This window comes from Lwoffella lincolnii, from assembly GCF_002014765.1.
In the GTDB taxonomy this organism is placed as follows: Bacteria; Pseudomonadota; Gammaproteobacteria; order Pseudomonadales; family Moraxellaceae; genus Psychrobacter; species Psychrobacter lincolnii.
In genome coordinates this window covers 179,621-205,090 of sequence record NZ_MUYT01000004.1, presented here as the reverse complement: position 1 = coordinate 205,090, position 25,470 = coordinate 179,621, and the positions used below count along the sequence as shown (strand labels likewise).

The 25,470-nt window shown below is 42.7% G+C and carries 22 protein-coding genes; 9 read left to right on the top strand and 13 right to left on the bottom strand.

The window, feature by feature from the left end:
* Positions 1 to 21 precede the first annotated feature (21 nt).
* Together B0682_RS03140 and B0682_RS03135 are read right to left on the bottom strand one after the other, a co-directional pair.
* Positions 22 to 1,311: a di-heme oxidoredictase family protein gene (locus tag B0682_RS03140; protein ID WP_158077848.1), complete on the bottom strand. Its 1,290-nt coding sequence runs from the start codon at positions 1,309 to 1,311 to the stop codon at positions 22 to 24.
* 109 nt (positions 1,312 to 1,420) lie between these two features.
* The gene (locus tag B0682_RS03135; protein ID WP_078306622.1) at positions 1,421 to 2,797 is read right to left on the bottom strand and encodes an imelysin family protein; all 1,377 of its coding nucleotides are present in this window, start codon (positions 2,795 to 2,797) and stop codon (positions 1,421 to 1,423) included.
* 320 nt (positions 2,798 to 3,117) lie between these two features.
* Here B0682_RS03135 and B0682_RS03130 point away from each other — a divergent pair, with 320 nt between their 5' ends.
* From B0682_RS03130 to mnmG, 3 genes are all read left to right on the top strand, one after another.
* Positions 3,118 to 4,236 (top strand): RNA-guided endonuclease InsQ/TnpB family protein, encoded by a 1,119-nt coding sequence (locus B0682_RS03130; protein WP_078306621.1) that lies wholly within the window; start codon positions 3,118 to 3,120, stop codon positions 4,234 to 4,236.
* Positions 4,237 to 4,475: 239 nt separating this feature from the next.
* Positions 4,476 to 4,811: a Grx4 family monothiol glutaredoxin gene (gene grxD / locus B0682_RS03125; protein ID WP_078306620.1), complete on the top strand. Its 336-nt coding sequence runs from the start codon at positions 4,476 to 4,478 to the stop codon at positions 4,809 to 4,811.
* Positions 4,812 to 5,020: 209 nt separating this feature from the next.
* Complete coding sequence (mnmG, locus tag B0682_RS03120) at positions 5,021 to 6,919, top strand: tRNA uridine-5-carboxymethylaminomethyl(34) synthesis enzyme MnmG (protein ID WP_078306619.1); 1,899 nt, start codon at positions 5,021 to 5,023, stop codon at positions 6,917 to 6,919.
* A gap of 113 nt (positions 6,920 to 7,032) precedes the next feature.
* Here mnmG and B0682_RS03115 read toward each other — a convergent pair whose 3' ends face one another.
* Positions 7,033 to 7,422, bottom strand: coding sequence for a CZB domain-containing protein (locus B0682_RS03115; protein WP_078306618.1), 390 nt, complete (start codon positions 7,420 to 7,422; stop codon positions 7,033 to 7,035).
* Between the two features lie 463 nt (positions 7,423 to 7,885).
* On the opposite strand from B0682_RS03115, the gene B0682_RS03110 reads away from it, so the two are divergent.
* The gene (locus B0682_RS03110; protein ID WP_169832900.1) at positions 7,886 to 8,923 is read left to right on the top strand and encodes an AEC family transporter; all 1,038 of its coding nucleotides are present in this window, start codon (positions 7,886 to 7,888) and stop codon (positions 8,921 to 8,923) included.
* A 54-nt stretch (positions 8,924 to 8,977) separates the two neighbouring features.
* Here the strand turns inward: B0682_RS03110 and B0682_RS03105 are convergent, their stop codons facing one another.
* From B0682_RS03105 to B0682_RS03095, 3 genes are all read right to left on the bottom strand, one after another.
* A complete protein-coding gene (locus B0682_RS03105; protein ID WP_078306617.1) occupies positions 8,978 to 9,985 on the bottom strand; it encodes an LLM class flavin-dependent oxidoreductase in 1,008 nt (335 codons plus the stop codon).
* Between the two features lie 95 nt (positions 9,986 to 10,080).
* Positions 10,081 to 11,031 (bottom strand): LysR substrate-binding domain-containing protein, encoded by a 951-nt coding sequence (locus B0682_RS03100; RefSeq protein WP_078306616.1) that lies wholly within the window; start codon positions 11,029 to 11,031, stop codon positions 10,081 to 10,083.
* A gap of 50 nt (positions 11,032 to 11,081) precedes the next feature.
* On the bottom strand, positions 11,082 to 11,471 hold the full coding sequence (locus B0682_RS03095) for a type II toxin-antitoxin system HicB family antitoxin (RefSeq protein ID WP_078306615.1): 390 nt from the start codon (positions 11,469 to 11,471) through the stop codon (positions 11,082 to 11,084).
* A gap of 347 nt (positions 11,472 to 11,818) precedes the next feature.
* On the opposite strand from B0682_RS03095, the gene B0682_RS03090 reads away from it, so the two are divergent.
* From B0682_RS03090 to B0682_RS03070, 5 genes are all read left to right on the top strand, one after another.
* Positions 11,819 to 13,384: an AmpG family muropeptide MFS transporter gene (locus tag B0682_RS03090; RefSeq protein WP_169832902.1), complete on the top strand. Its 1,566-nt coding sequence runs from the start codon at positions 11,819 to 11,821 to the stop codon at positions 13,382 to 13,384.
* A 32-nt stretch (positions 13,385 to 13,416) separates the two neighbouring features.
* Positions 13,417 to 14,367, top strand: coding sequence for a peptide chain release factor N(5)-glutamine methyltransferase (prmC, locus tag B0682_RS03085; protein ID WP_078306613.1), 951 nt, complete (start codon positions 13,417 to 13,419; stop codon positions 14,365 to 14,367).
* 183 nt (positions 14,368 to 14,550) lie between these two features.
* Complete coding sequence (gene pepN, locus B0682_RS03080; protein ID WP_143823251.1) at positions 14,551 to 17,316, top strand: aminopeptidase N; 2,766 nt, start codon at positions 14,551 to 14,553, stop codon at positions 17,314 to 17,316.
* A gap of 181 nt (positions 17,317 to 17,497) precedes the next feature.
* Positions 17,498 to 17,935, top strand: a complete 438-nt coding sequence (locus tag B0682_RS03075; RefSeq protein ID WP_078306612.1) for an HIT domain-containing protein — start codon at positions 17,498 to 17,500, stop codon at positions 17,933 to 17,935.
* A gap of 97 nt (positions 17,936 to 18,032) precedes the next feature.
* A complete protein-coding gene (locus B0682_RS03070; protein ID WP_078306611.1) occupies positions 18,033 to 19,364 on the top strand; it encodes an adenylate/guanylate cyclase domain-containing protein in 1,332 nt (443 codons plus the stop codon).
* Positions 19,365 to 19,395: 31 nt separating this feature from the next.
* Here the strand turns inward: B0682_RS03070 and fdx are convergent, their stop codons facing one another.
* From fdx to B0682_RS03035, 7 genes are all read right to left on the bottom strand, one after another.
* On the bottom strand, positions 19,396 to 19,734 hold the full coding sequence (gene fdx, locus B0682_RS03065) for an ISC system 2Fe-2S type ferredoxin (protein WP_078306610.1): 339 nt from the start codon (positions 19,732 to 19,734) through the stop codon (positions 19,396 to 19,398).
* Between the two features lie 99 nt (positions 19,735 to 19,833).
* On the bottom strand, positions 19,834 to 21,774 hold the full coding sequence (hscA, locus tag B0682_RS03060; protein ID WP_078306609.1) for a Fe-S protein assembly chaperone HscA: 1,941 nt from the start codon (positions 21,772 to 21,774) through the stop codon (positions 19,834 to 19,836).
* Between the two features lie 151 nt (positions 21,775 to 21,925).
* Positions 21,926 to 22,447 (bottom strand): Fe-S protein assembly co-chaperone HscB, encoded by a 522-nt coding sequence (gene hscB / locus B0682_RS03055; RefSeq protein ID WP_078306608.1) that lies wholly within the window; start codon positions 22,445 to 22,447, stop codon positions 21,926 to 21,928.
* 12 nt (positions 22,448 to 22,459) lie between these two features.
* Positions 22,460 to 22,780 (bottom strand): iron-sulfur cluster assembly protein IscA, encoded by a 321-nt coding sequence (iscA, locus tag B0682_RS03050; protein ID WP_078306607.1) that lies wholly within the window; start codon positions 22,778 to 22,780, stop codon positions 22,460 to 22,462.
* A 98-nt stretch (positions 22,781 to 22,878) separates the two neighbouring features.
* Positions 22,879 to 23,262 carry a Fe-S cluster assembly scaffold IscU gene (iscU, locus tag B0682_RS03045; RefSeq protein WP_078306606.1) on the bottom strand — a complete coding sequence of 128 codons (384 nt, stop codon included), beginning with the start codon at positions 23,260 to 23,262 and terminating at the stop codon, positions 22,879 to 22,881.
* A 102-nt stretch (positions 23,263 to 23,364) separates the two neighbouring features.
* A complete protein-coding gene (locus tag B0682_RS03040; protein WP_078306605.1) occupies positions 23,365 to 24,588 on the bottom strand; it encodes an IscS subfamily cysteine desulfurase in 1,224 nt (407 codons plus the stop codon).
* The gene (locus B0682_RS03035) at positions 24,585 to 25,115 is read right to left on the bottom strand and encodes an Rrf2 family transcriptional regulator (RefSeq protein WP_078306604.1); all 531 of its coding nucleotides are present in this window, start codon (positions 25,113 to 25,115) and stop codon (positions 24,585 to 24,587) included. Before B0682_RS03035 ends, B0682_RS03040 begins: the two co-directional genes overlap by 4 nt.
* Positions 25,116 to 25,470: the final 355 nt, after the last annotated feature.

The following is a 25,470-nucleotide window of genomic DNA, read 5'->3' as shown; positions in this document are numbered from 1 at the left end:
GGTGATGGTGAACATGGTTAATTATAACGTGTTTAAGAAGTCCAACAAATCATGACGTTGTGTTTTGTTCAGTTGGATAAATGCCTGTTTTGCCTGTTCTGCTTCACCACCATGCCATAAAATGGCTTCAGTAACGGTGTTGGCACGTCCATCATGTAATAATGGTATGTTAGCACGGCTTTTTGCACCCAATCCCCATAAAGGCGTGGTTCGCCAATGCTGTGGGGTGGCATCATATTCTGGGCGGGCATCAGCCAAATCCGGCCCCATGTCATGCAACAATAAGTTGCTATAAGGTTGAAATATGATGCCATCATGAGTTTTTTGTATGGGAGTATGACAAGTGGCACATTGTAATGTTTTAAATAGAGCCTGTCCGTTACGTTTGCTGTTGTCTGCGATGTTTTTAGGGGCTTTAAGATGTTGTAAATAAAAAGCAATGGCTTGTAGGCGACCCATTGGCAAGTCCAAATCTCCTTCTGGGGTTGGGCGTGGACGTGGGGCATTGACACAGGCAGTTTGTTGCCAAGTACAGTTTTCATTAGGGTGCAAAGGGTTGGTCAGTCCCATGTCGTTAATGGCGGCATCAGCGGTTTGCATCAAAACGCTGGGCATAGATGCTTTATGTCCAAACCGCCCAATGGCAAGGCGGTTATTGCCAACATCGTGATTGCCAATGTCAGGGGCATAATTCACTTTGCCATAAATACCATCTTGATTGCTGTCTTTTTCATCAACTGCTGACAGTATGTCTTCATCAGGAATTTTCTGTAAAAGACCAAGCCCCACTAATAAAGGAGCAATTCTCAAGCTAATGCGTGTTTGTGAATTGGGTGTGCCATATTGCCAATCACTGACCTTGGGTATGGGTTTGCGTAAATGAACCACCGTGCCATCTGCTAACGTTTGTTGACCATATTGCCACACAATGTCTGTTTTGGCTTCAAAAGGAACACCATGAATGCCATTAACCGCTAATTGACTGCCATAAATGGAATCGGTGGGAGTCATTTGTTGGTACTGACCATAATGGTGTTTGTTGGGTTGTGATAACTTAAATACCAAAATGCGACTGTGATTGCCGTCATCGTTAAAGCTTTGTTTATGTCGAGTGGCACGATGACAAGCAACACAAGCATTGGCATTAAATAATGGGCCTAAGCCATCTCTTGCTGTGGTGGCACTGGGGGCAGCAACCCAAGTAATGGTAAAAAAAGAGCGTCCAAGCATGAATTTATCCATATCAGCATCAGACAGCCCATCTATGGGTTGATTACTGGGTAAATGCTCACGAGTCTCTGACCATGGCATTGATAGTAAGATTGGTAAGATTTGGGCATGGCTGTTGGTGATGAAGCACCAACAAATCGCATATAAAATCTTTATACCCCAAATCTTTATGTTTCCCAAAATCTTTGTTTTACCCCTCAATTTTGGTCTCTTCTTGGTCGGTAACATCATCGGTTGTCAGATTAATTTGATAAGCTTTGGCAATGTCAACCATTTTATCTCCCAATCGGCGTAGCTCATTTTTTAAACTGACAATATTCATGGTTGATGCCACATTTTGTGGTTGTATTTGATAATCAAAGTGCATGCTGGTTTTTGCCAAATGATCGATTGTGGCAATGCGTTTATCAATGCTTGCAATCATTTGATTGATTTGTTTTTGTTCATTGGGACTTAAGGTGTCAATTAAGGCGATACGTCCAATTTTTTTACCTTGATAAGTGCCATACAAAACATTTTTAAATCCAGCAAAATTTTGCATGATGTCTCGGTGGGTATTATCAGAAAAACAAGAATGTTCATCTTCTTCACTGGGTGTTAGCACAGCAACGGCGATGCGTTCGTTGGCAAGCTCAGATTTGATAAAAACCCCCATGCCTGTAAAAATATCTTTTAAGGCAGTTTTTTTATCTATATTTTTATCCGCATGTTTGCCCATAAGTCTGCCATTTAGAGCGTTGTAATATAAGCCATTTGGTTGCCATGCTTGGGTTACGGTATGTAAGTCGTCAACCAATTTTTGAGCCGCCGCCGTCAGATACGCCAAACGTCGTTTTGCATTTTTGTCAGTTGTGAAGTCGGTTAATGGACGTTGCCCAGCTGTCATTGGACCATGGGTGATGGTGTCTTCTATAAAATTATGATAGTCTTGGTCTTGCCCCCATAATAAAAATTCAATGGCATGGTAACCTGTTGCAACATTGGCCTCGCCGCCATTTTCATTAAGTTCGGTCAATACTTCAGGGGTGATGTCAGTGATATCAACCGCTTGGGCATTTTCTCCTATTGGTGTGAATAGACCCGTGGCATCAATGATGTTGCCCTGTGTGCGATTGCCATCGGCATCGATGGTATAGTCAATCATGTGTTCATCTAATGGCCACGCATTGATTTGCCCCTCTAAATTGCCATAAATCTCTGCCACCCAACCTTCCTCAGCATCGATAGGACCTTGTGATAGGCGAAAAATTTCTGTCAAACCATAACTTTCTCTGGCCTGTAACCATGCTTCTTTGGCGGCATTTAAGTTTTGTTGAGTTGGATATTTGGCAAATCGCTCTAAAGCTTTTTGCAATATTTTGGCATCGTTTAGGCTGGCTTGATAGCTTTTTTGTGCCAACACGCTGTAGTTTTTTAGAAAGTTTGTTGCCTGTTTTTGTATGTTGATGGATTGATTGAGTTGGACAGCTTGTGTGTGAGCTTGTGTATAAGCTTGTGTGTGAATGGAGGATAAACTTGCAAACGTTGTGGCGATGATGGCAAGTGCGCTAAAAGAGAGTTGTTTCATGATGTTGTCCTGTACTGGGTTGGTTTTACGATATCTTGTCAGCTTTACAATATGTTGTCTTACAGCAAGTTAGCCATATGGACTAATAAGCCAATCTTAGATAACAGTAAAAGAAGATGATGACTGAGTTAAACTGGTTTGATGAGTTACATTTAAGAAACATGTTAGATAAATAATAATCATTTTTATTTATAAATGCAACTTTTAATTTAGCTGGTTCATCAAATCCTCCTAGCGTGGAAACCATGCACTTTAGGGCATGGAGGAAGTGCTGTGTTGTTAAATTGATATTTCACATTTTTAATGATAAAATGTGAGCTATGAAACATCGTGCCTACAAATTCCGCTTTTACCCAACTGATGAACAAGCCAAACTGCTTGCTCAAACCTTTGGCTGTGTGCGGTTTGTCTATAACACGATTTTGCGTTGGCGTACTGATGAATACTACCAAAGCAAAACTAAAATTGGCTATATTCAAGCCAATGCCAGATTGACTTGGCTTAAAAAACAACCTCAATTTGCTTTTTTGAATGATGTTTCGTGTGTTCCCACCCAGCAAGTACTTAGACACCAACAAACCGCCTTTAAAAACTTCTTTGAGGGTCGTACTAAATACCCAACATTCAAAAAGAAAACTCACAAGCAATCGGCTGAATTTACCAAAAGTGCTTTTAAATACACAGACGGTCAGCTTTTTATTGCCAAAAGCAAACAACCGCTTAATGTTCGTTGGTCTAGGCATCTGCCAAGCAAGCCAAGTACCATCACAATCACCAAAGACTGTGCAGGACGATATTTTGTATCGTGCCTGTGTGAATTTGATAATCAAATTTTGCCAAAATCTGATACCGCCATTGGTATTGATGTTGGCATTAAACATATGTTTGTTACCGACAGTGGTCTTAAAATTGACAATCCTCGCCTAACAGCCAAATACGCCACCAAACTTGCTAAGGCTCAAAAAGCCTTGAGTCGCAAAAAACTCGGCTCGGCTAATCGTGCCAAAGCGAGAATGAAAGTAGCCCGTATTCATGCTAAAATCTTAGATTGTCGATTAGATAACTTGCACAAGTTATCTCGCAAATTAATCAACGATAACCAAGTGATTTGTGTTGAAACGCTGCGTGTAAAAAACATGATTAAAAATCCCACGCTTGCCAAGCATATTATGGACGCAAGTTGGGGTAGGCTTATCCAACAATTAGAATACAAAGCTGATTGGGCAGGTAGAAGCTTAGTCAAAATAGACCAGTTTTTCCCAAGCTCTAAACGCTGTTGTAATTGTGGATACACTTTGCCTTTTTTAAGCCTTGATACTCGCCATTGGGATTGCCCTGAATGCAAGACTACCCATGACCGTGATGTCAATGCTGCCAAAAACATATTAACCGCAGGGCTTGCGGGGCTTGCCTTTGGAGAGAATGTCAGTCTTGTGTAGTTAGTCTGCATAAGCCAATCTCGTTGAATTAGGAAACACCCAGTAGCGATATTGGGAATCCCCTTGCTTTAGCTAGGGGAGAGGGTCAAATTGAAATGGTTAATCAGTCGGTCAATTAACCATGGTGAGTTGTGCTTGATGGATTGCAATTTGTGTTGAGATTAGATATGATTGTCAAGGCTTTAATAGACATTTATACAGTTTTCATAAAATACATTTGCCATCAATTTGGAATCATCATGAATGACATCAATCCAGAAATCAAATCACTCATTGAAAGTCAAATTCAAGAACATAAAGTGTTGTTATACATGAAAGGCACACCACAATTTCCACAATGTGGATTTTCTGCTCGTGCCATAGAGGTATTGACGCAAATCGGTCGACCATTTGCTTTTGTTAATATTTTAGAAAATCCAGAAATTCGTGCCACTTTACCCTTGATTGCCAACTGGCCAACTTTTCCACAGTTATGGATTAACGGTGAGTTGATAGGTGGTAGTGATATTATTTTACAAATGTACCAAGCAGGTGAGCTTGCACCCATGGTAGAAGCACATAGCCCAGAAGCTTAACCTTTATCTTAACTCACAGGCCTCAATCTGGTGATTGGGGTTTTTTTGTTTAAGCTTATGTCTGTTTAAATTTAAAAAACAGTCATGTGTCAATTTTTCACAAAATTGGCGATAAAATTGACTATAATGAGCGGTTTTTTCTTTCATAACAATTTTTTTTATAACAAATTTTTTCTTTCATAATAAATAAGCAACAAACGAGGTAACCCATGCGATATCCTAAACATTATGATGTCATTGTCATTGGTGGTGGTCATGCAGGCACAGAAGCGGCATTGGCATCGGCACGCATGGGAGCAACCACATTGTTGCTCACCCATAATATTGAAACTTTGGGGCAGATGAGTTGCAATCCTGCCATTGGTGGCATTGGTAAATCACATTTGGTGCGTGAGGTGGATGCTCTGGGTGGGGCGATGGCATTGGCAACGGACAAATCGGGCATTCAATTTCGAGTACTTAATGGCCGTAAAGGGGCAGCGGTACGAGCAACCAGAGCCCAAGCGGACCGTATTTTGTATAAAGCTGCCATTCGTCATATGTTGGAAAATCAGCCCAATCTTGACCTGTTTATGCAGGGAGCAGACGATATTTTGATGGATAATGGTAAGGCGGTGGCCGTGGTGACTGCCACGGGCATTGAGTTTGGTTGTGAGCAGGTGGTGCTCACATCAGGGACGTTTTTGGGTGGGGTTATTCATATTGGTTTACAAAATGCCAAGGGTGGGCGAGCAGGTGATCCGCCATCGATTCGATTGGCTGACCGTTTGCGTGAACTGAAGTTACCTGTGGGACGCCTAAAAACAGGCACGCCTGCTCGCATTGATGCTCGTACGGTGGATTTTAGTGTGATGACCCCACAGCCTGGAGATACACCTTTGCCTACGATGAGCTATATGGGCAATGTTGCCATGCACCCGCGCCAAATCAATTGTCATATTACCCACACCAACGAGCGAACACATGACATCATTCGCAATCATCTGGACAGAAGCCCTATGTTTAGTGGACAGATAGAAGGAGTAGGCCCCAGATATTGCCCGTCCATTGAAGATAAGATTCACCGTTTTGCGGATAAAGACAGTCATCAAATTTTTATTGAGCCTGAAGGTTTAACCACGCATGAATTGTATCCTAATGGCATCTCAACCAGTTTGCCGTTTGATGTGCAACTTGAATTTATCCGTACAATGAAAGGTTTAGAAAATGCCCACCTAACTCGCCCTGGCTATGCCATAGAATATGATTATTTTGACCCACAAAATCTTAAACCCACTCTTGAGACCAAGTCCATTGATGGGTTGTATTTTGCAGGGCAAATCAATGGCACAACAGGCTATGAAGAAGCAGCAGCTCAAGGTTTATTGGCAGGGTTAAATGCTGCTTTGGCAAGCTTAGGGCGTGAACCATGGACACCAAGACGAGACCAAGCTTATCTTGGTGTGTTGGTAGATGACCTAATTACCAATGGCACAAAAGAGCCATATCGCATGTTTACCAGTCGAGCAGAATATCGCCTACTATTAAGAGAAGATAATGCAGACCAACGTTTAACTGCCATTGGGCGACAACTTGGCTTGATTGATGATGTCCGATGGGATTCATTCAATCGTAAAATGGATGCCATTGCCCAAGAATCATCACGACTAAAAGAGTTGTGGGCAACGCCACAAAATGAACTTGGTGAACGCTTTGCTCAGCAAACAGGTGAACATCTGTCTAAAGAAGCCACTGCCTATGATTTGCTAAAACGTCCCCATGTAACCTTTGCTGATATTGCCAGTATTACTGATGGCCAAGTGGATAAACAGGTGGGGGAGCAGATTGAAATTACCGTTAAATACGCAGGTTATATCGACCGTCAACAAGATGATATTAAGCATATGAAACGTCTTGAGAACACAGCATTGCCTGTGGATTTTGACTATGCCAGTATCTCTGGGTTATCTCATGAAATCATTCAAAAATTAACCCAAATTCGCCCTGCCACATTGGCTCAAGCCAGTCGCATCAGTGGCGTTACCCCTGCTGCGATTCAATTACTTGCCATGACGGTAAAAAAACAGCGTAAAAGTCAGATGGCTTTGATGTCGTCTGAACATGACTAGGGATAACGTATGGGCTTGGTGTTTTAGTATTTTTAGATTTTATCTATATTTGAGACCATGAGCATCATCGTATATTATGCTCATGGCTTTTAGGGTTTATTCAAAAAAATATCTTAAGATACGTTAGCATCTTTTTTCAACTGGTGTAATGATAGTGCAATATCAGTACTGATATCAGAATATTCTGAACCTGCACCAATCATTTCTTTGGCTTTATCAAAATTTTTTCGATTGATTTCTTTTGCTACTTTACCGATTTCTTTGTGGAATTCTGCATGTTTTTGTTTGCAGTGGCGATAACTCTCAAGAGCAGCCAAGGCGTTTACGTTATCTTCATCATAAAGCCAAACACCTAAGACACATAAATCATCACGAGACACTTTGGCTTCATCTAGGGTCTCTTCATTATTAATGGCTTCTCTTAATTTGCCTTTCCAGTCTGCATGAGCTTTTAATGCTGCACTAAAATCTAGAGGTTGAATGGTTGTGCTGGGATTACTCATAAAGAAATATCCTAATCAAAATAAACATGGTTAATTTGCTTATGTGACTTGTTAATTTTTATCAATAGATGTTACTTTTTTTATTAAAAAAACTAAACAAATCTTTGCTATTTTATCAAATTTAAGGGGGGGGGGCAACCTTTTATAGCCATAAAATCCTGTGTTTACAAATCATGGTTTGTAATCGTATTATGTGGTTTTTTATCAAAATGGGGGGCATATTTTAATTTGGCATTAGGATAGATGAATTATGCACATGATTTTATAAGAATGTTCTTTACAATACGCAATTGATTTATGGCGTATTTATTATTTATTCGTGCAACCGTGTGTTGGTTTCGTCGTTTTATCAAATGTTATGTGTGATTTGTAAAGTGCCTGCCATTGATGAAATACATTGATAAAAAATACATTGATAAAACACCATGAAAACAAGACAGGGTTTAAAATGATGTGAGAAGTTATGTCTGTTTTAATCAGTTCTGCCAGCTTTGCTTTTTCTATTATGTTGCCAAGTTTGTTGTTAATGGGATTGGGGTTTTTCTTACGATGGCATCATAAAATCAGTCGAGAGTTTATTAATGACGCATCACATTTGGTGTTTCAATACAGTTTGCCATGTTTATTATTTTTAAGTTTATTCAATACGCAGGTGGACATTAAAGCACAGTTACCATTAATAGGGGCTGGGGTGGTGGTAACATTGCTGTTGTTTGTTGGGGCTGAAGTGTATGCACATTATTTTATCACCAAGTCAGAAGATAAAGGTGTGTTTGTGCAAGGGGTGTTTCGCAGTAATATCGCCATCATTGCTTTGGCAACGATACATAATGCTTATGGGCAAGTGGGTTTGGGTATTGGGGCGGTATATATGGGGGTGTTGATGGTGCTGTTTAATGTGTTGGCGGTCATGACGTTAAGCCATCATGGCAGTCGTCAGTTTAACACTCAATCTAAAACCACGGCACAAACCTTGTCTTTGCTTGGGGTTAATCTTATTAAAAACCCACTGAATATTGCTTTATTGCTGGCGGTGATTGCTAAGGCATTAGATGTACCAACACTGCCAGCATCTGTTGTCAATGTGGGTGAATTATTGGCAAGGGTTGCTTTACCGCTTGCTCTGATTTGTGCTGGGGCAACCGTGAATTTTAAAGACATGTTAAGTTTGTCTGGTGTGTCGATGCAGGCAAGTCTGATTCGTATTTTTATTGCCCCTATGTTGGCGATATTGGTCGGTTGGGCCTTTGGCTTGATAGGGGGAGTGGCGTTTATTCCCCATGCCAACGAGACCGCTGACATGGTTGATATGGCAAAGGTACAAATGGGGGTGTTATTTTTGATGGTATCTGCCCCCACAGCAGTGGTGAGTTATGTCATGGTAAAGGCCATGGGTGGTAATGAAATTTTAGCCGCCAACATCATCGCATTTACCACCATATTTAGTATGATAAGTATGGCGGTGGGGTCGGCGGTGTTAAGGGCAATGGGGTGGATGTGATGCGATATGGTTTAACTTGCTGAGTGCAACGCAAACATCAGTGCAACGCAAATATCAGTTTAAAGCAAATAATTCAAGCGTGCTGGTCAGCTCAATGGACGCAAGACGCATGTCTTGTTCCCAAATATTGGCAGCGACAATCAGTTCATCAGGACGATATGTGTCAATGAATTGCCTAAGCTTGGGTCTGACGTCATCAACACCACCAACAAAAGAGATTGCTTGGCTTTGCTCTACAAATGCCTGCTCTTGTGGGTGCCACAGTGTGTCCATATTGGCAACAGGTCTTGGCACTTTACCCAAATTACCACGCACCAGTTGTAAAGCACTTTGTTGAGCCGATGTGAAGTGATAATGGGCTTCGTCAGCATCATTTGCCAGCAGTAAGTTGGCGGCAAGCATGACATATGGCTGTTGGCAATGGGTAGATGGCTGGAAGTTTTGTCGATAATGGGCAATGGCATCACCCATCATTCTAGGGGCAAAGTGGCTGGCAAACGCATAAGGTAAGCCCAATTTGGCCGCCAAATTGGCCCCAAACAGTGATGACCCTAATATCCACACTGGCACACGACTGCCCATACCGGGGTAGGCGGTAACATCATTGCTGGCATCGCTGGCGTACAGATAACCCATCAGCTCTTGCACATCTTGTGGGAAGCCATCAGCACTGTGCATGGTACGCCGTAATGCTCTAAATGTTGCCCCATCAGAGCCGGGGGCTCTGCCCAAACCTAAGTCAATGCGGTCGCCATACAAGGCTTGTAATGTGCCAAACTGCTCAGCAATCACCAATGGTGAATGATTGGGCAACATCACACCACCTGAGCCGATGCGAATGCGACTGGTTTGAGAACCAATGTGCGACAGCAGTACAGCGGTGGCAGCACTGGCAACGGCAGGCATGTTATGATGCTCTGCTAACCAATAGCGATGCAACCCTGCTTTTTCAGCTGTTTTTGCAATGGCAACGGTTTGTTTAACCCCATCAGCAATCGAACGCCCTTCAGCGATGGGAGCTAAGTCCAGATAAGATAATTTTGGTGTTGGCTGATGATTCATTTTGGCACTTTATCCTTAAAATAAAAACAGTTATTAAAAAACAGTTATTAAAAAACAGTCATTTGAAAATTGGTCGCAAACACATCGCATACAAATCACTTGCCAACCCCATCAAACTGTTGTTGACATAAGTGAATAAACGCCTGTCCAAATTCACGCACTTTGGCATCATCACGCACGGCTATCCAACTGGTAAATCGCCCAAATGCGTCAATGTCCAGTGCGGTTAAATTGGCATAATGCGTTGGTTCATAAGCCATCTGGGCAATGATGCCTACCCCAAGCCCTGCTGCCACATAGGTGCTGATGACATCAGCATCGAGTGCTGCCAGCACAATATCAGGCGTTAGTCCAGCATTTAAAAAGGTGTCATCAATCACCCCACGTCCTGTAAAACCACCATGATAAGTGATGATGGGATAGCTTGCCAAAGTTGGTAAGTCTAGGGGCAAACCCAAGCGGTCTTCTGTGGCTAATGGGTGATTTTTTGGCACAATCACCTTATGCGACCAGTCATAATAGCGAGTGCATCGTAAATAGTCGTTGTTTAGCAAAGCTTCGGTGGCAATGCCAATGTCGGCTTGCCCACGAATGACCATTTGGGCGATGCTCTCTGGGTCGGCTTGTTGCAGCACCAAATTGACCTTGGGATAGCGATGGCGAAATGCCATGACTATCTGGGGCAACACATAGCGTGCTTGCGTGTGGGTGGTGGCAACGGTCAAGGTGCCTTCTAGTGGATTGGTGTGGTCTAGGGTAATGTTTTCGATGGTGCGAATTTCGGTAAAAATTGTTTCGATATGTGGCAGTATGGCTTGTCCAACTTCGGTTAAGCCTGTCAGTCGTTTACCTTGACGGATAAAGACATTGGTTTTTAATTGACTTTCAAGAGCGGAGATGTGTTTGGATAAGCTAGATTGGCTGGTATGTAGGACGTTGGCAGCTTGGCTTAAGTTGTAGCCATTGATGACGGTGTGCCAGACGGTTTCTAGCTGTTTTAGCTGGATTTGTAAATGACGTTGATTGATGATGATGTCAAGGGACATGAATGTGTGGTTCTCGTATTTGGCTGGCTGTATTTGGCTGATTGATGCGTTTATTTTAGGGCATCTTTGATGGCGTTGATTAAAAATGCTTGTAAATCGTCATCACTGTTTTTTATGTGTTCACTGATTTTATCATATAGACGTTGGCTAACATTGATGGTCAGTTCGATGTCTTCACCGACTAAGCTGTGTTTATTCACACTGATGATTGCCCATGTCCAGCCTGCGTATTTTGTATCAACCAAATGAGTGTTAATATCACTGGCTTGAGGCAGGGCGTTGTCTTGGTCGATGCAATCGCTTAGATAAGCAAATACCGCTTGGCGGGCATGGGCGATGGTGTCTGCCATGCTGTTACTGGTAATCTCAAGTGAAGGAATGTCAGGTAATTTAGCGACAAACTGACCGTCATGGGGTTTGATGGCAACAGGATAAAGCATGTGATGTCCTTATTATTTTATTAAAGTGGTGTTTTATAAAAGTGATGTTTTACCATGACCATGAAAATAGCCATAAAAAAATGGCTGTTTCAATGAGAGTTTATGCAGATAACGCTATCCATGTATGGCATTATAATATGATTTGAATTACCATAACACACTTAATTATAAATTGCTCAATATTGCCATGGCGTTATTGAGATGTTTAGATTTGATTTTTGAGAACTTGCATGAACCATACCGACAAGCAACCTTCCAATCAGCCACCCAATCCAATCATCGAATCTGTGCCAGCCAAGCAAATTTCAGACCAGCAAGCGTTAGACGTACCACACATCACCACCACCATGACAAAAAAATCATGGCAACAGGCGATGATGGCTTATCTTGATTGCCGTGCGTTGATCATGCTGTTTTTGGGTTTTTCTGCTGGCATTCCCATTTTGTTGATATTCTCAAGTCTGTCATTGTGGTTAAGAGAAGCTGGGGTTGATCGCAGTGTGGTAACCATGTTCAGTTGGGCAGCTTTGGGCTATTCGTTTAAGTTTATTTGGGCGCCTTTGATAGATGCTGTGCCATTGCCTGTGCTGACCGCTAAAATGGGACGCAGACGGGCGTGGATGTTGATATCCCAAATTGGGGTGGTGTTGGCCATTGTTTTGATGGCAAGCATTAACCCTGCTGAACAGTCTTTGCTGCCGATGATGGCAATGGCAGCGGTGCTGTTGGGCTTTTCTTCTGCCACCCAAGACATTGTGATTGATGCGTATCGCATTGAGTCAGCACCCCTTAATATGCAGTCGGTGTTGTCTGCCATGTATACGGCAGGTTATCGGTTGGGCATGATTGTGGCGGGAGCAGGGGCGTTATATTTGGCAGACAGTTTTGGTTCAACCGAAGCGGTTTATCATTATCCTGCTTGGCGTAACACTTATTTTATCATGGCGGCGGTGATGGGTGTGGGCATATTGACCACATTATTGATAAAAGAGCCACTGATAAAAGAACCATTGATAAAAGAGCCGATGCTAACAACAGAACCCATTAACCAAGAAATACGCCAGATGGGTCAAACCAGTGATTATGTGCGTTTGGTGGCGGTGTTTGTGTTGTCAGTGATGGCGTTTATCATGGTGTTTAAGCTTTCTGGTTCATTGTTACCAAAAGTGGACAGCCCATTGATGGGATTTTTGTTGGAAGTGGTGCATTTGGTGTTGGCGTTGGGGCTGGCGTTGGTAACAGGTTATGCGTTGGTACAGGCCAAATTGGTGGATAAGCAGGTGGCATTTGCCACTTGGATTGAGCCAGTACTGGATTTTTTTCGTCGTTATGGCTCACAAGCGATGTTGCTCCTTGCATTGATTGGGTTGTATCGCATTTCTGATATTGTTGCAGGGGTCATCTCCAACGTGTTTTATCAAGACATGGGCTTTAGTAAAACTGACATTGCCACAGCGGTGAAGTTGGTGGGTGTGGTGATGGTGATTGTTGGGGGGTTTTTGGGTGGTATTTTGGCACAAAAGATGCGTATCATGCGAGCCATGATGGTGGGTGCGATATTGGCATGTGTTACCAATTTATTGTTTGTTCTGTTGACCTTACACCCAGGTGAGCTGATGTACATGTATGTGGCGGTGATATTTGATAATTTGGCTGCTGGGCTTGCCAGTGCCGTGTTCATTGCTTTTTTATCGGCATTGACTTCCATTCGTTTTACCGCTGTGCAGTATGCCATTTTTAGTTCATTGATGACGCTGTTGCCTAAGGTGTTGGGCGGTTATTCTGGGGCGATTGTGGACAACATGGGTTATCTATTTTTCTTTATCTTTACCTTTGCCATTGGCATACCCATTTTGGGGCTGATTTATTGGGTAGATAAGAAGATGGACATTGCTGAAGTGCCAAAAAACTAAAACCAAAAAACCAAAAAACCAAAAAACCAAATATGTCATTAACCATCAAACAACTCAAAGCTCAGTTCACCAGTATTTATGCTGATTTGCCGACACATTGGCAAAGAGATTGGCTGCTGCATATTATTGACAAGCCCAGTGGTTTTTTAATCAGTGATGATGACCATTTGCTCAGTGATGATGAATACACACGTTGGCAGGTAGGCATGAATAAGATGCAAGCAGGCACACCTTTGGCATATTTGACGGGGGTTCAGGCGTTTTGGGGGTTGGATTTTGCAGTCAATGAACACACGCTGATACCTCGTCCTGATACGGAAGTGTTGGTTGAGCAAGTGTTGATATGGATTGAGCAACAGTCGCAAGATGCTCAACATCGTTGGCAAACAAACCAGCATCAGCCATTGAAGCTGTTGGACATGGGAACTGGCTCTGGTTGTGTTGCCATCAGTCTGGCGTTTGAGCTTAATCAACGTCAACACAAAAAACATCAGCAATATTTTAACAGCCAATCATGGCAAGTATTTGCCACTGATATCAGCCCACAAGCATTGACCATTGCCAAAAAAAATAGCCTAAGCAATTTGAATGATTCAAAAAATTTAGATTTAACCCAAACATCAATCACATTTTTACAAAGTCATTGGTTCAATGATTTGCCAATACCCCAATATGATGATGATAAGTTTATGGTGATTGTCAGTAATCCTCCCTATATTGATAAAGCCGATGCTCACCTTGCTAATTTAACTGCAGAACCCATCACCGCTTTGGTGGCAGATAAGCAGGGTTTGGCAGACATTGAGAGCATCATTATGGGAGCAAGGGCATATTTGCAGGTCAATGGACTGTTGGCGATTGAGCATGGGTACACACAGGCGAAAGCGGTTAGGAACATATTTGATACTTATGGTTATCACAATGTCCGCACCGTACAAGATTATGCTGGGCAAGATAGGGTAAGTTTGGGTGAGCTTGAATGAATTGAAATGAGTTGAAGCAAACGTAGCGACAACACAGCCACTTAATAGCCACTTAAATCTAGCAACTTAAATAACTTAAATATAGCCACTTAGCCATTGAGTAAAATGACCTTGTTTTTAGTTTGGTCATTTTTAGTGATTTGTTTATTAATTTTTATAAAAATTTTATCAAAAGGGTATGTTATGTCAGAAACCACCAGCAAAACCACCAATGACATTGAAGTCATCAACTCACAACTGCCTGATGCCCCAACAGGCAGTTCAGACAATATGTCAGCAGATGCGTCATCTGCTCAAGCATATCAAAAAATATATTTGCAAGATTATCAAGCCCCAGCATTTAACATTGCCCAAGCGGACTTGACCATTCAAGTGTATGACCAGCACACATTGGTAAGCAGTCATCTACACATTCAAAAGCAAGATGCTGATTATCAAGGGGGTTTAACCCTTGATGGTGTGGGGCTTGAGCTGATTGACATTGCCATTGATGGGCAAACACTGCCCAAAGAGCGTTATCACACCGATGCCACCAGTCTGATGATAACCGATGTGCCTGATGATTTTAGTTTATTCACTCGTGTCAAAATCGACCCCAATCACAACACCGCCCTAGAAGGCTTGTATCGAGCAGGAGAGGGTGATGATACCATGTATGTAACCCAGTGTGAGCCTGAAGGCTTTCGAAAAATCACCTATTTTATTGACCGACCAGACGTGTTATGTGAATACACCACTCGCATCGAAGCAGACAAACGCTATCCTACCTTGCTTGCCAATGGCAACCTTATTGAAGCAGGTGAGATTAGCGATGCCAATTCTGGCAATGCTGGCAATCGTCATTATGCTGTGTGGCATGACCCCACCAAAAAGCCCAGCTATCTGTTTGCTTGTGTGATTGCTGATTTGGCGGTATTAGAAGACAATCATATCACCAGTGAAGGCAGAGATGTTTTGTTGCAAATCTATGCCAAACCCAAAGACATCAGTAAGTGTGATGTGGCAATGACTGCCTTAAAAGATGCCATGCGTTGGGATGAAGTGAACTATGGGCGAGCTTATGACTTAGACCGTTATATGATTGTGGCGGTCAGTCAATTTAATATGGGGGCAATGGAAAATAAGGGCTTGAACATCTTTAACACCGCTTGTGTGTTGTCTGAACCTGCCACCACCACCGATGCCAGAAGCTTTAGAGTCAAGGCAATCATTGCTCATGAATATTTTCATAACTGGACGGGCAATCGCATTACCTGCCGAGATTGGTTTCAGCTGTGCTTAAAAGAAGGCTTGACCGTCTATCGTGATCAGTCTTTTTCTGCTGACCAACAATCTGCCAGTGTACAACGCATCGAAGATGTGGCGATATTGCGGACAAGCCAGTTTGCTGAAGATGCCAGCCCATTGGCTCATCCTGTCCGTCCAGAGAGTTTTATTGAGATTAACAACTTTTACACCGCCACCGTGTACGAAAAAGGGGCGGAAATTGTTCGAATGTTGGCAAACTTACTTGGTGAACAAAAATACCGTGCAGGCATGAATGAATACTTTAAGCGTTATGATGGTCAAGCGGTAACGGTAGAAGATTTTTTGTCAGCCCTTGCCACCCAAGATGTTCACGTTCTTGACTTTATGCCATGGTATCGTCAAGCAGGCACGCCTAATGTTCACATTGAACAAGACTTTAATCCCACCACCGCTCAGCTGAATTTGAGCATCAAGCAACACACTCGAGCAGTAACAGGACACCCCAAGCCTGTTGCTTTGCCCATTCCTATGGACATGGCGGTGTTTGATAGGCAGACAGGCAACCTTGTGTTTGAACAGACGCTTTTGATAACCCAAGACAACCAAACGTTTGAGCTTGACTTATCGACTGTGTTGCCAACAGTCGATAAAATGCTTGACCCTGTGTTATCAGTATTTCGCAATTTTAGCGCACCTGTAACGGTGGACTTTGCTCAATCCACTGATGATTTGTTATTTTTAATTGCCAATGAAACCAATGGCTATAACCGTTGGCAGGCAGGGCAAGGGGTGGTTAATCGCTTACTCAGACATGGCAATGATGATGGTATTCATGGTGGTGGCAACGTGGTTGACGCACTTCGTGATGAACACCAGCGTTATTTTGCTACTTTAAATCAGGTCTTAGCAGAGTTGACGCAGTCAGATCCCATGTTGGCATCTTATATGCTTGATGTGCCAAATGAAAATGAGCTGGCAACTGGACTTAGCCATGATTATGACCCAATGCTTATTAAAAACAAACGAGATGCCTTTATTAAACACATGGCAACTGCCTTACAAGACACTCTGATAACCGCATATCAACATAGCCAAGCAGAAAGTTATGTGGATAGCCCCAACGCCAGAGGCAAGCGAGCATTACGCAATGTGTGCTTGTACCTTCTTGGCTTTATTGAGCAAAAACAAGCCATGACATTTGCCACCCAACAGTACGCAGATGCCCACTGTATGACTGAGCGACAAGGGGCATTACAAACCCTAATTAACATGAATAACGCCCAAACACAACTGTCGCATTTTTATCACACATTTTCAGATGAACCGTTGGCAGTGGATTTATGGTTTGCCGTGCAAGCAGGCAAGCATGATGTGTCTGTGGCAGAAATCCAAGCCCTAATGCACCATGAACAATTTGATTGGCATACGCCCAACCGAGTGCGTGCGGTATTGACAAATTTTGCCAATCGTCCAGTGGCATTTTGGTCAACCGATGGTATTGAGCTGTATTGTCAAGCCATTGGTAAGCTTGATGACATCAACCCAGTTTTGGCTTCAAGACTGCTACAAAGTGTCTCTCACTGGCACACATTGATAAACTCGAAACAAGTCAATGTCAAAGCACGCCTACTTGAGCTAAAAACCAACATTCACTCTAAAAATGTCAGTGAAAGCTTAGATGCGATTTTATCGGTTGAATGACTAAAATGACTAAAATGACCAAAACATAATGACCATGCTAAAGTCATCTTCATCATGACTTACTGACCAGAAACTTAAGACCAGAAACTTAAGATTAGGAACTTAAGCAGATAGCTGTTAAAATAACGGCTGTCTTTATTTGATGTTTAATAAAAATCTGATACTTGAGAAAAATTGCAATATGTTTCAATTACATGCCACACTTGCCAAAGACACTTTCTATGTTGGGGAATTTCCCTTATCCACTTGTCGTCTGATGAATGACTGTCAATTTCCTTGGCTAATACTTGTGCCAAGGATAGCAGGAGTGAAAGAAATCTATGAACTCAGCCCAAATGACCAAGTGCAGTTTTTACGTGAATCCAGTTGGTTATCTAGCCAACTTGCTAAGACATTTGGGGCGGACAAAATGAACGTGGCTGCCCTTGGCAACCAAGTGCCACAATTACATTTTCATCATATCGTGCGATACCAAAACGACAGCAAATGGCCAAATCCTGTTTGGGGAACACCTGCCATTCCTTACAGCAATGCGGTGCTTGCCAACATGCAGCAGGCATTGATGATGGCACTTAGGGGTCATCATGAAATGCCATTTCAATGGCGTTTTGACGTGTAAAACGTTGATGGCATACCAATCACCCCATATCATCCATATCATATGGTGGCAATGTTTAGTTAGAAATGTTTAGTTAGATTAGGTGTCGCTGACAAAAATGCCCACTGAACGCTCTTGTACTTATCCGCATGTCGAGTTCATACCGATATTGGTATCAGCATTGTTGTTGGTGCTTTGGGGTCAGCTGGACATGTCATATCATCATGCCGATAACATTCATCTGTTAACATGGCTGTTTGTCGCCTTGATGGCAGCAGTAGGTATGATGGGCTGGTCTTCAAACAGAGCCAACCAGCATCAGCCGTTAATCAATGATGGTTTAGATGTGCTTAGCTTGTTTACTTTGGGGTCTTTAATATTATCAACGGGGTTGTATTCGTTGGTGAATCTGCTTTATGTTGCCATGATGCTGATACGTTTGATAAAAATTCAACCGTCAACTCGCTTGGTCAAATTGCTGGTTGCCTTATTGCCATTATTGACGGCTTATGCGTTATTCACACAGGTGCATAATCCTGTTTATGATGTGTATTTTCCGATGTTGCCTGATGTGATGCAAGCGGCGCTGTTGGCACTTGGGTTAATGGGCATGGTGGCAGATGGGTATTATTTACTCCATGATGCCAATCGATTAGATAAGCAATCAAGTAAGATGGGCATCAATCATACCACTGATAACAACACCGTACTTAACGAACGCATCAAAGAGCTTGGCTTGGTCATCAACAGTTTAACCCGCTATGTGCCTTGTCAGTTACACTCATCGATTATTCGTGAGCATCATACCCCCATCATTTATAACAAACGCACCGAATTGACCTTAATGTTTGCTGACATTGTTGGCTTTACCCAATTGTCTGAAAGCTTAAGTGCTGAGCATTTGGCAAATGTTTTAAACACCTATATGGCAGCCATGACACGCATCAATATCCAGCATGGGGCGTTATTGGATAAATTCATCGGTGATGGCATGGTGTGTTTTTTTGGTTATCCTAAGTCCAATGATGTCCGTGGTGATGCTGTGGCGTGTGTGGCAATGGCGTTAGACATGCAACAACAAATGCACCTACTTAGCAATCAGTGGCAGATGATGGGGATTGATGATGTTCATATCCGCATTGGCATCAACACAGGTTGCTGTCATGTGGGTAATTATGGCAGTAAAGACCGCATGAGCTTTACCGTGATAGGGCGAGAGGTTAACTTTGCCGCTCGTCTGGAAGCGGCTGCTCAACCCAAAGAAATTTTAATCAGTCAATCAACTTATGACTTGGTCAAGCATAAATTTCATTGCCAAAAAGCAGGCAGTCTAAAAATTGCAGGATTTCAGGACACATTACCCTGCTATCGAGTGATGGCAAACCCTCAAGAAATCCAGAAATCTGAGGGGGGGGGGGCATGCTCAGAACACTTATGTCATATAGAATAAGGCAAGCGGGGTAGGACGCATATTACGCATATTAATGATTCTCTGATGCGTGATTAATGGTGTATTTGGGAATTTCGATTTGTAAATCCGTGTCGTCTAAGATGACTTGACATGATAAACGGGAATCAGGCTCAAGCCCCCAAGCACGGTCTAGCAGGTCGGCTTCAATGTCGTCCATGTCATCAAGACTGTTAAATCCCTTTCGCACAACCACATGGCAAGTGGTGCAAGCCTTTGACATGTCGCAAGCGTGTTCTATTTTTATGTTATGTTCAAGCAAGCCTTGACATAAATTATCGCCTTCATTAAGTTCAATCTCCGCACCATCTGGGCAGATTTCGTGATGGGGCAATATGGTAACTTTGGGCATGATGACTCCAATTTGGGTTTGCTTTGTTAAAGCGTGTTTTTATTCAAACAATGACTTGATGTGATGTCAATATGACATGACATCAAGTCAATATGTCATCTATGATTGCCATTGACTGGGTGTTGTGCCTGTCATGCTTTGGCGAACCGCTTGGTTCATAATCACACTGGCAAAGTCATCGCTGATGCCTTTTAGGTTGCTAACAGCGGTGTGCAGATGGTTTTTATTACCCATACTAATGGCATTTTCAACGTGTTGCATGGCGGTTTTTAGTGCTTGTGTTTGCGTGCTGTCCAATAAATGGCCAAATTCAACCAACGCCGACTCAATCGCCAACAGCTCCCGTTTGGCTTCTACTTGACTTTCAATCAGGCTACGTTGGTCTTTATCTGACTGAGCATTATCAAACCCTGCTTGTAGTAGCTTTTCTTGGTCAGCGTCAGACAGTCCATAAGATGGCTTAACCTGAATGTTGCTTTGTTTGCCTGTGGTCAGCTCTTGGGCGGTTACGGTCAGTTGCCCATTGGCATCAATGGTAAAACTCACTTCGATGCGAGCCAATCCTGCTTTCATGGCAGGAATGCCAGTAAGTTTAAATTGCCCTAACGAACGATTGTCCGCCACCGTATCACGTTCACCTTGCACCACATGAATAATCATGGCGTTTTGATTGTCTTGATACGTGGTGAAAACCTGCTTTCGACTCACTGGAATGGGGGTGTTGCGTGGAATGATGACTTCCACCAATCCACCCATGGTTTCAAGCCCCAAAGATAAAGGTGTTACGTCCAATAACAGTACTTGTTTATCTGATTGTTGATTGATGAGTTGGTTGGCATATCTGGCAGCCCCCAACGCGACCACTTCATCAGGATTGATGCGAGATAAGGGCGTTTTGGCAAAATAATCCGCAACCAACTGTCCAATGATGGGCAGTCGGGTTGAACCACCCACCAGCACCACATCATCAATGGCGGATTTATCCAGTTTGGCATCTCTTAATACTTGCTCACACACTTGTAGCGTGCGATTGGTAACGGGCAATATGATTTGTGCCAGCTGTTCTGCATTCAATGTGCCTTGCCAATGTGTGTCATTTAAGGTAACAAAAACATCAATTTGGGCTTGGTGAGATGCTTGTTGTTGGAGTTGTTGGCTAAGCTGCTCTTTATATGTTTTTGCCAATATGTTAAGCCGTTGTTTTTGTAGATTGTCTATCTGTTTTGGCTCAAATCCAGCTTGTTTTATTAACCAATTTGCCAAAAGTCTGTCTATGTCATCACCACCCAACGCACTGTTACCCCCTGTTGCCACCACCTCATAGATGCCTTGATTGAGCTTAAGCAATGATACATCAAACGTGCCACCACCCAAATCATAAATCAGATGATACGCTTGTTGCTGATTTTGGTCTAAACCATAAGCCATGGCGGCGGCGGTAGGTTCATTAAGCAATCGCAAGACATCAAGACCAATCAGTTGAGCGGTGTCTTTGGTGGCTTGGCGTTGGGCTTCATCAAAATAAGCAGGAACGGTAATCACCGCCCCAACAATGCTGTCATCAGGTAGGGCTTGTTTGGCTCGCTGATATAACTGCTCAAGAATCATGGCAGAAATTTCAACAGGATTTTTGTTGCCTTGTGGGGTTGCGATGCTTGGCATAAAACCGTCATCACCAACCAGCTGATAAGGGTGGTTAAAGCGAATGTCTGACTGAGTGCGACCCATAAAACGCTTGATGGAGCGAATGGTATGCTGTGGATATTGTTCTGCCATGGTTTCAGCAGGATTGCCAACCAAAGTGGTGTCTTTACCAAAATACACCACCGATGGTAATAGTTTTTGGCAATCCACACTGTCTTGCACAGATTTGCCATCACCTGATTGGCATTGGCTGACTTTATCACCAATAACTTGGGGCTCACCTGAGCGAGTAACTGCCACCAATGAGTGGGTTGTCCCTAAATCAATGCCCAAGGCAAAACGGTGGGCGTGAGGTTTGGCACTGTGATGGGGTTCAGCAATTTGCAATAATGACATAGTTTATTAACCACGAACGTTTATTAACCACTTATTAACCACTTATTAACCACTTATTAACCACTACGTTGATTAAAAACCACCAAATAGTGATTAAAAATAACACATATTATAAAGAAAACGGGATAATAGGCACAGCCCAAACCAGAGTCTAAACGTATAAATCATCATCTAATGTGTCTATTTGCGATGACTTATCCATCTTTTTGCTGATGTCTTTATCAATTTTTACCAAAAACTGAAGTTTTTGCGTGGCATCGATTGCCGACTGCCAATCCTGCTGATGGTAAGCTTGGGTAAAATCATTTGATAATTGTGCCAACCAATCTTGCATTTGCTTTTGTAATGAAGGTAATTGTTGGGCATCTGCATCATCAAGCCTAATACGAAAATCCATCGCCAAATCTAAAAAATCCAAATCATAAATGGAATCTTGAATGTGTGCGTCTTGCCCAACCAAGGCCAACAAATGGCTGGCACGGCTATCTGGGTATCGTAGGGTTTGGTAGCCTTGGTTAATCACCGCAGACATTTGTTCACTTTGTCTGTTGTTGGTTTTACTGTCAATAACATCTGGGTGATATTGAGTTTGCAAGGCACGCAGTTGGCTGTCCAATACGGATAAATCAATCTCAAAAGCAGTTGGTAGTTTAAATAAGCTAAAATAATTCATTAATAAATCCGATTAAACTGTAAACGATTCACCACAGCCACATTCGCCTTTTTGGTTGGGGTTGGTGAATTTAAACCCTTCGTTCAAACCTTCTTTGACATAATCCATTTGCAAGCCATTTAGATAAACCATGCTTTTTGGATCAACAAAAAGATTCACGCCTTGACTTTCAAAGCGTTCATCATTGTTGTCAGGCTCATCAACAAACTCAAGCACATACGCAAGCCCCGAACAACCAGCCGTTCGCACACCCACACGTATGCCTTCGCCATGCCCACGATTGGCTAAAAAGTTACGGACGTATTCACCTGCGCGTTCGGTCAGTTGTATCATGTTATGTTCTCGTCAGTTTTATTCACTCTTATTTGTCAGCTTACTTAGCGTTATCTTGCTTAGCGTTATCTTGCTTAGCAAGCATTATCTCAGCAATCTTAAGCACCCACTTTAGTTTGATAATCGTCAATCGCCGCTTTAATGGCATCTTCTGCCAAAACAGAGCAATGGATTTTAACAGGGGGCAATGCTAACTCTTCAGCAATGTCTTTATTTTTAATTTCACGGGCTTGGTCAAGTGTTTTGCCTTTAAGCCACTCAGTAACCAGCGAGCTTGATGCGATTGCTGAGCCACAACCATAGGTTTTAAACTTAGCATCTTCTATCACGCCATCATCGCTGACTTGGATTTGTAATCGCATCACATCACCACAAGCAGGGGCACCCACCATGCCTGTGCCAACGTTTTTGGCATTTTTGTCAAAATTACCGACATTACGAGGATTTTCGTAATGGTCAATCACTTGGTCTGAATAAGCCATTTGGTAACTCCTTTATTTTCTTTATTTTGGCTAATGCGTTGGCATCGGTCAATCAGTCATCGTTCATCATTTATTAATCATCAAATTGGTCAAACACATCAATCAATGCTCTTGCCATTCTACTTGGTTTAAATCAATGCCTTCTTGGTACATGTCCCAAAGTGGCGACAGCTGACGCAATTTGTCCACCGCTTCGTGAATTTGTGTGATTACCAGTTCAATATCAGCTTCGGTGGTGTAACGACCCAAGCTAAAACGAATGGAGCTATGTGCCAACTCATCAGGTCTTCCAATGGCTCTTAACACATAAGACGGCTCAAGGGTTGCTGATGTGCAAGCTGACCCTGATGATACCGCCAGATTTTTTAGCGACATCATCAATGACTCTCCTTCCACAAAGTTAAAGCTGATGTTGACAATGTGTGGCACAGAATGCTCAAAATCACCGTTAAGATAAATCTCTTCAATGTCTTGCAGTCCTTGCCAAAGCTGTTGGCGTAGTTTTGTAACATGCTCAAAATCTTGCTCAAACCGCTTGGCAACCAAATCAAACGCCTCTCCCATGCCAACAATCTGATGCGTGGGCAGAGTGCCTGAACGCATGCCTCGTTCATGTCCACCGCCATGCTGTTCAGCTTTAATGCGTGCTCTTGGTTTGCGACGCACAAACAACGCCCCAATGCCTTTAGGTCCATAGGCCTTATGTCCAGAAAAGCTCATCAAATCTACTTTTAGCTCAGATAAGTCAATGCGTGTTTTGCCAATCGCTTGAGCCGCATCAACATGGAACAGCACACCTGCTTGACGAGTGATGTCGCCAATACTTGCCACATCAGTGAGTGTGCCAAGCTCATTATTGACCATCATCAAACTGACCAAAATGGTGTCTTCTCTTAACGCTTCTTTCACTTGCTGGGGCAAAATCATGCCAGTGCCTTGTTGTGGCTCAAGATAGGTAATTTCAAAACCCTCTTGCTCAAGCTGTCTGCAAGTATCTAACACCGCTTTATGCTCAATCTGACTGGTGATGATGTGTTTGCCACGACTTTGATAAAAATGTGCCGCCCCTTTAATCGCCAAGTTATCAGACTCGGTTGCTCCAGACGTAAAAACAATCTCACGAGAGTCAGCATTGATAAGCTCAGCAATCTGCTCACGTGCGGTCTCCACCGCTTCTTCTGCTTGCCAACCATAACCGTGTGAGCGAGAAGCAGGATTGCCAAACACCCCATCAAAAGTCAGGTACTGTGCCATCTTTTTGGCAACCTCTTCGGCAACAGGTGTGGTGGCGGCATAGTCAAGATAAATCAGTTTGGATTGGCTCATGATGCAGAGACCTCTTTATGGTGATTACGAATATTAATGGTATGAATGGTGTGATGACCATCGACTTTGTTGTCGTGTCTTGTGGTTAGAAATCTTTGTCGTTCTGCTGTGCTATGCACATGTTCCATATCAAGAAGTTGTAGCAGTGTGATGTTTTTTAGGTATTGTTCAATGTGCTTAGACAACGCATACCATAAGTCATGTGTTAAGCACATTGCCCCACCTTGGCAGTCGCCTTGACCTTCACACAGCATGGCATTAACCGACTCGTCAACAGCGGTAATGACGCTCATGACATCGATTTCATTTAAAGGCTTGGCAAGATGATAACCTCCTGCTGCCCCACGAGTGCTGACGACAAATCCTTGCTTACGCAATTTGGAGAATAATTGTTCTAAATAAGAAATGGATATGGACTGACGCTTGGCAATGTCAGATAATGACACGGCAGTGTCTTGCTGGGCTTCTTGCAATGCCAAATCCAGTAGGGCAGTAACCGCATATCTGCCACGAGTTGTCAGACGCATGGGAAATCCTCATATGTATAATCGGTATGTATGTTGGTGCATATGTTGGCATCATTATTGGCACAATGGCTTTTATTGACTTTTTTTGTTTGCTGATGTTTGTTCGATGTCGATGACATTGATGATGAATAAAAGCCATGCTCATTAAGACCTAAGACCGCTTAGGTGAACACACGCCATTATATTAATCTTGACTAATTTAGTCAAGATTAAAAATGACCGTGAGATGTCCATAAAAAAATAGATTTGTTAATAAAGGTAACCGTAACCACATGTCCATAAAGGGGCAGTTAACAAAAGTGGTTGTCAGGGGTGGTTATTAGGGCTTTGAACTGTTTCTTGAAATCTAACTAAA

Excerpts from the sequence above, each read along its gene's own strand:
- B0682_RS03140 (WP_158077848.1), bottom strand. The coding sequence starts at position 1,311 with ATGCCATGGTCAGAGACTCGTGAGCATTTACCCAGTAATCAACCCATA.
- B0682_RS03135 (WP_078306622.1), bottom strand. The coding sequence starts at position 2,797 with ATGAAACAACTCTCTTTTAGCGCACTTGCCATCATCGCCACAACGTTT.
- B0682_RS03130 (WP_078306621.1), top strand. The coding sequence starts at position 3,118 with ATGAAACATCGTGCCTACAAATTCCGCTTTTACCCAACTGATGAACAA.
- grxD (WP_078306620.1), top strand. The coding sequence starts at position 4,476 with ATGAATGACATCAATCCAGAAATCAAATCACTCATTGAAAGTCAAATT.
- mnmG (WP_078306619.1), top strand. The coding sequence starts at position 5,021 with ATGCGATATCCTAAACATTATGATGTCATTGTCATTGGTGGTGGTCAT.
- B0682_RS03115 (WP_078306618.1), bottom strand. The coding sequence starts at position 7,422 with ATGAGTAATCCCAGCACAACCATTCAACCTCTAGATTTTAGTGCAGCA.
- B0682_RS03110 (WP_169832900.1), top strand. The coding sequence starts at position 7,886 with ATGTCTGTTTTAATCAGTTCTGCCAGCTTTGCTTTTTCTATTATGTTG.
- B0682_RS03105 (WP_078306617.1), bottom strand. The coding sequence starts at position 9,985 with ATGAATCATCAGCCAACACCAAAATTATCTTATCTGGACTTAGCTCCC.
- B0682_RS03100 (WP_078306616.1), bottom strand. The coding sequence starts at position 11,031 with ATGTCCCTTGACATCATCATCAATCAACGTCATTTACAAATCCAGCTA.
- B0682_RS03095 (WP_078306615.1), bottom strand. The coding sequence starts at position 11,471 with ATGCTTTATCCTGTTGCCATCAAACCCCATGACGGTCAGTTTGTCGCT.
- B0682_RS03090 (WP_169832902.1), top strand. The coding sequence starts at position 11,819 with ATGACAAAAAAATCATGGCAACAGGCGATGATGGCTTATCTTGATTGC.
- prmC (WP_078306613.1), top strand. The coding sequence starts at position 13,417 with ATGTCATTAACCATCAAACAACTCAAAGCTCAGTTCACCAGTATTTAT.
- pepN (WP_143823251.1), top strand. The coding sequence starts at position 14,551 with ATGTCAGAAACCACCAGCAAAACCACCAATGACATTGAAGTCATCAAC.
- B0682_RS03075 (WP_078306612.1), top strand. The coding sequence starts at position 17,498 with ATGTTTCAATTACATGCCACACTTGCCAAAGACACTTTCTATGTTGGG.
- B0682_RS03070 (WP_078306611.1), top strand. The coding sequence starts at position 18,033 with ATGCCCACTGAACGCTCTTGTACTTATCCGCATGTCGAGTTCATACCG.
- fdx (WP_078306610.1), bottom strand. The coding sequence starts at position 19,734 with ATGCCCAAAGTTACCATATTGCCCCATCACGAAATCTGCCCAGATGGT.
- hscA (WP_078306609.1), bottom strand. The coding sequence starts at position 21,774 with ATGTCATTATTGCAAATTGCTGAACCCCATCACAGTGCCAAACCTCAC.
- hscB (WP_078306608.1), bottom strand. The coding sequence starts at position 22,447 with ATGAATTATTTTAGCTTATTTAAACTACCAACTGCTTTTGAGATTGAT.
- iscA (WP_078306607.1), bottom strand. The coding sequence starts at position 22,780 with ATGATACAACTGACCGAACGCGCAGGTGAATACGTCCGTAACTTTTTA.
- iscU (WP_078306606.1), bottom strand. The coding sequence starts at position 23,262 with ATGGCTTATTCAGACCAAGTGATTGACCATTACGAAAATCCTCGTAAT.
- B0682_RS03040 (WP_078306605.1), bottom strand. The coding sequence starts at position 24,588 with ATGAGCCAATCCAAACTGATTTATCTTGACTATGCCGCCACCACACCT.
- B0682_RS03035 (WP_078306604.1), bottom strand. The coding sequence starts at position 25,115 with ATGCGTCTGACAACTCGTGGCAGATATGCGGTTACTGCCCTACTGGAT.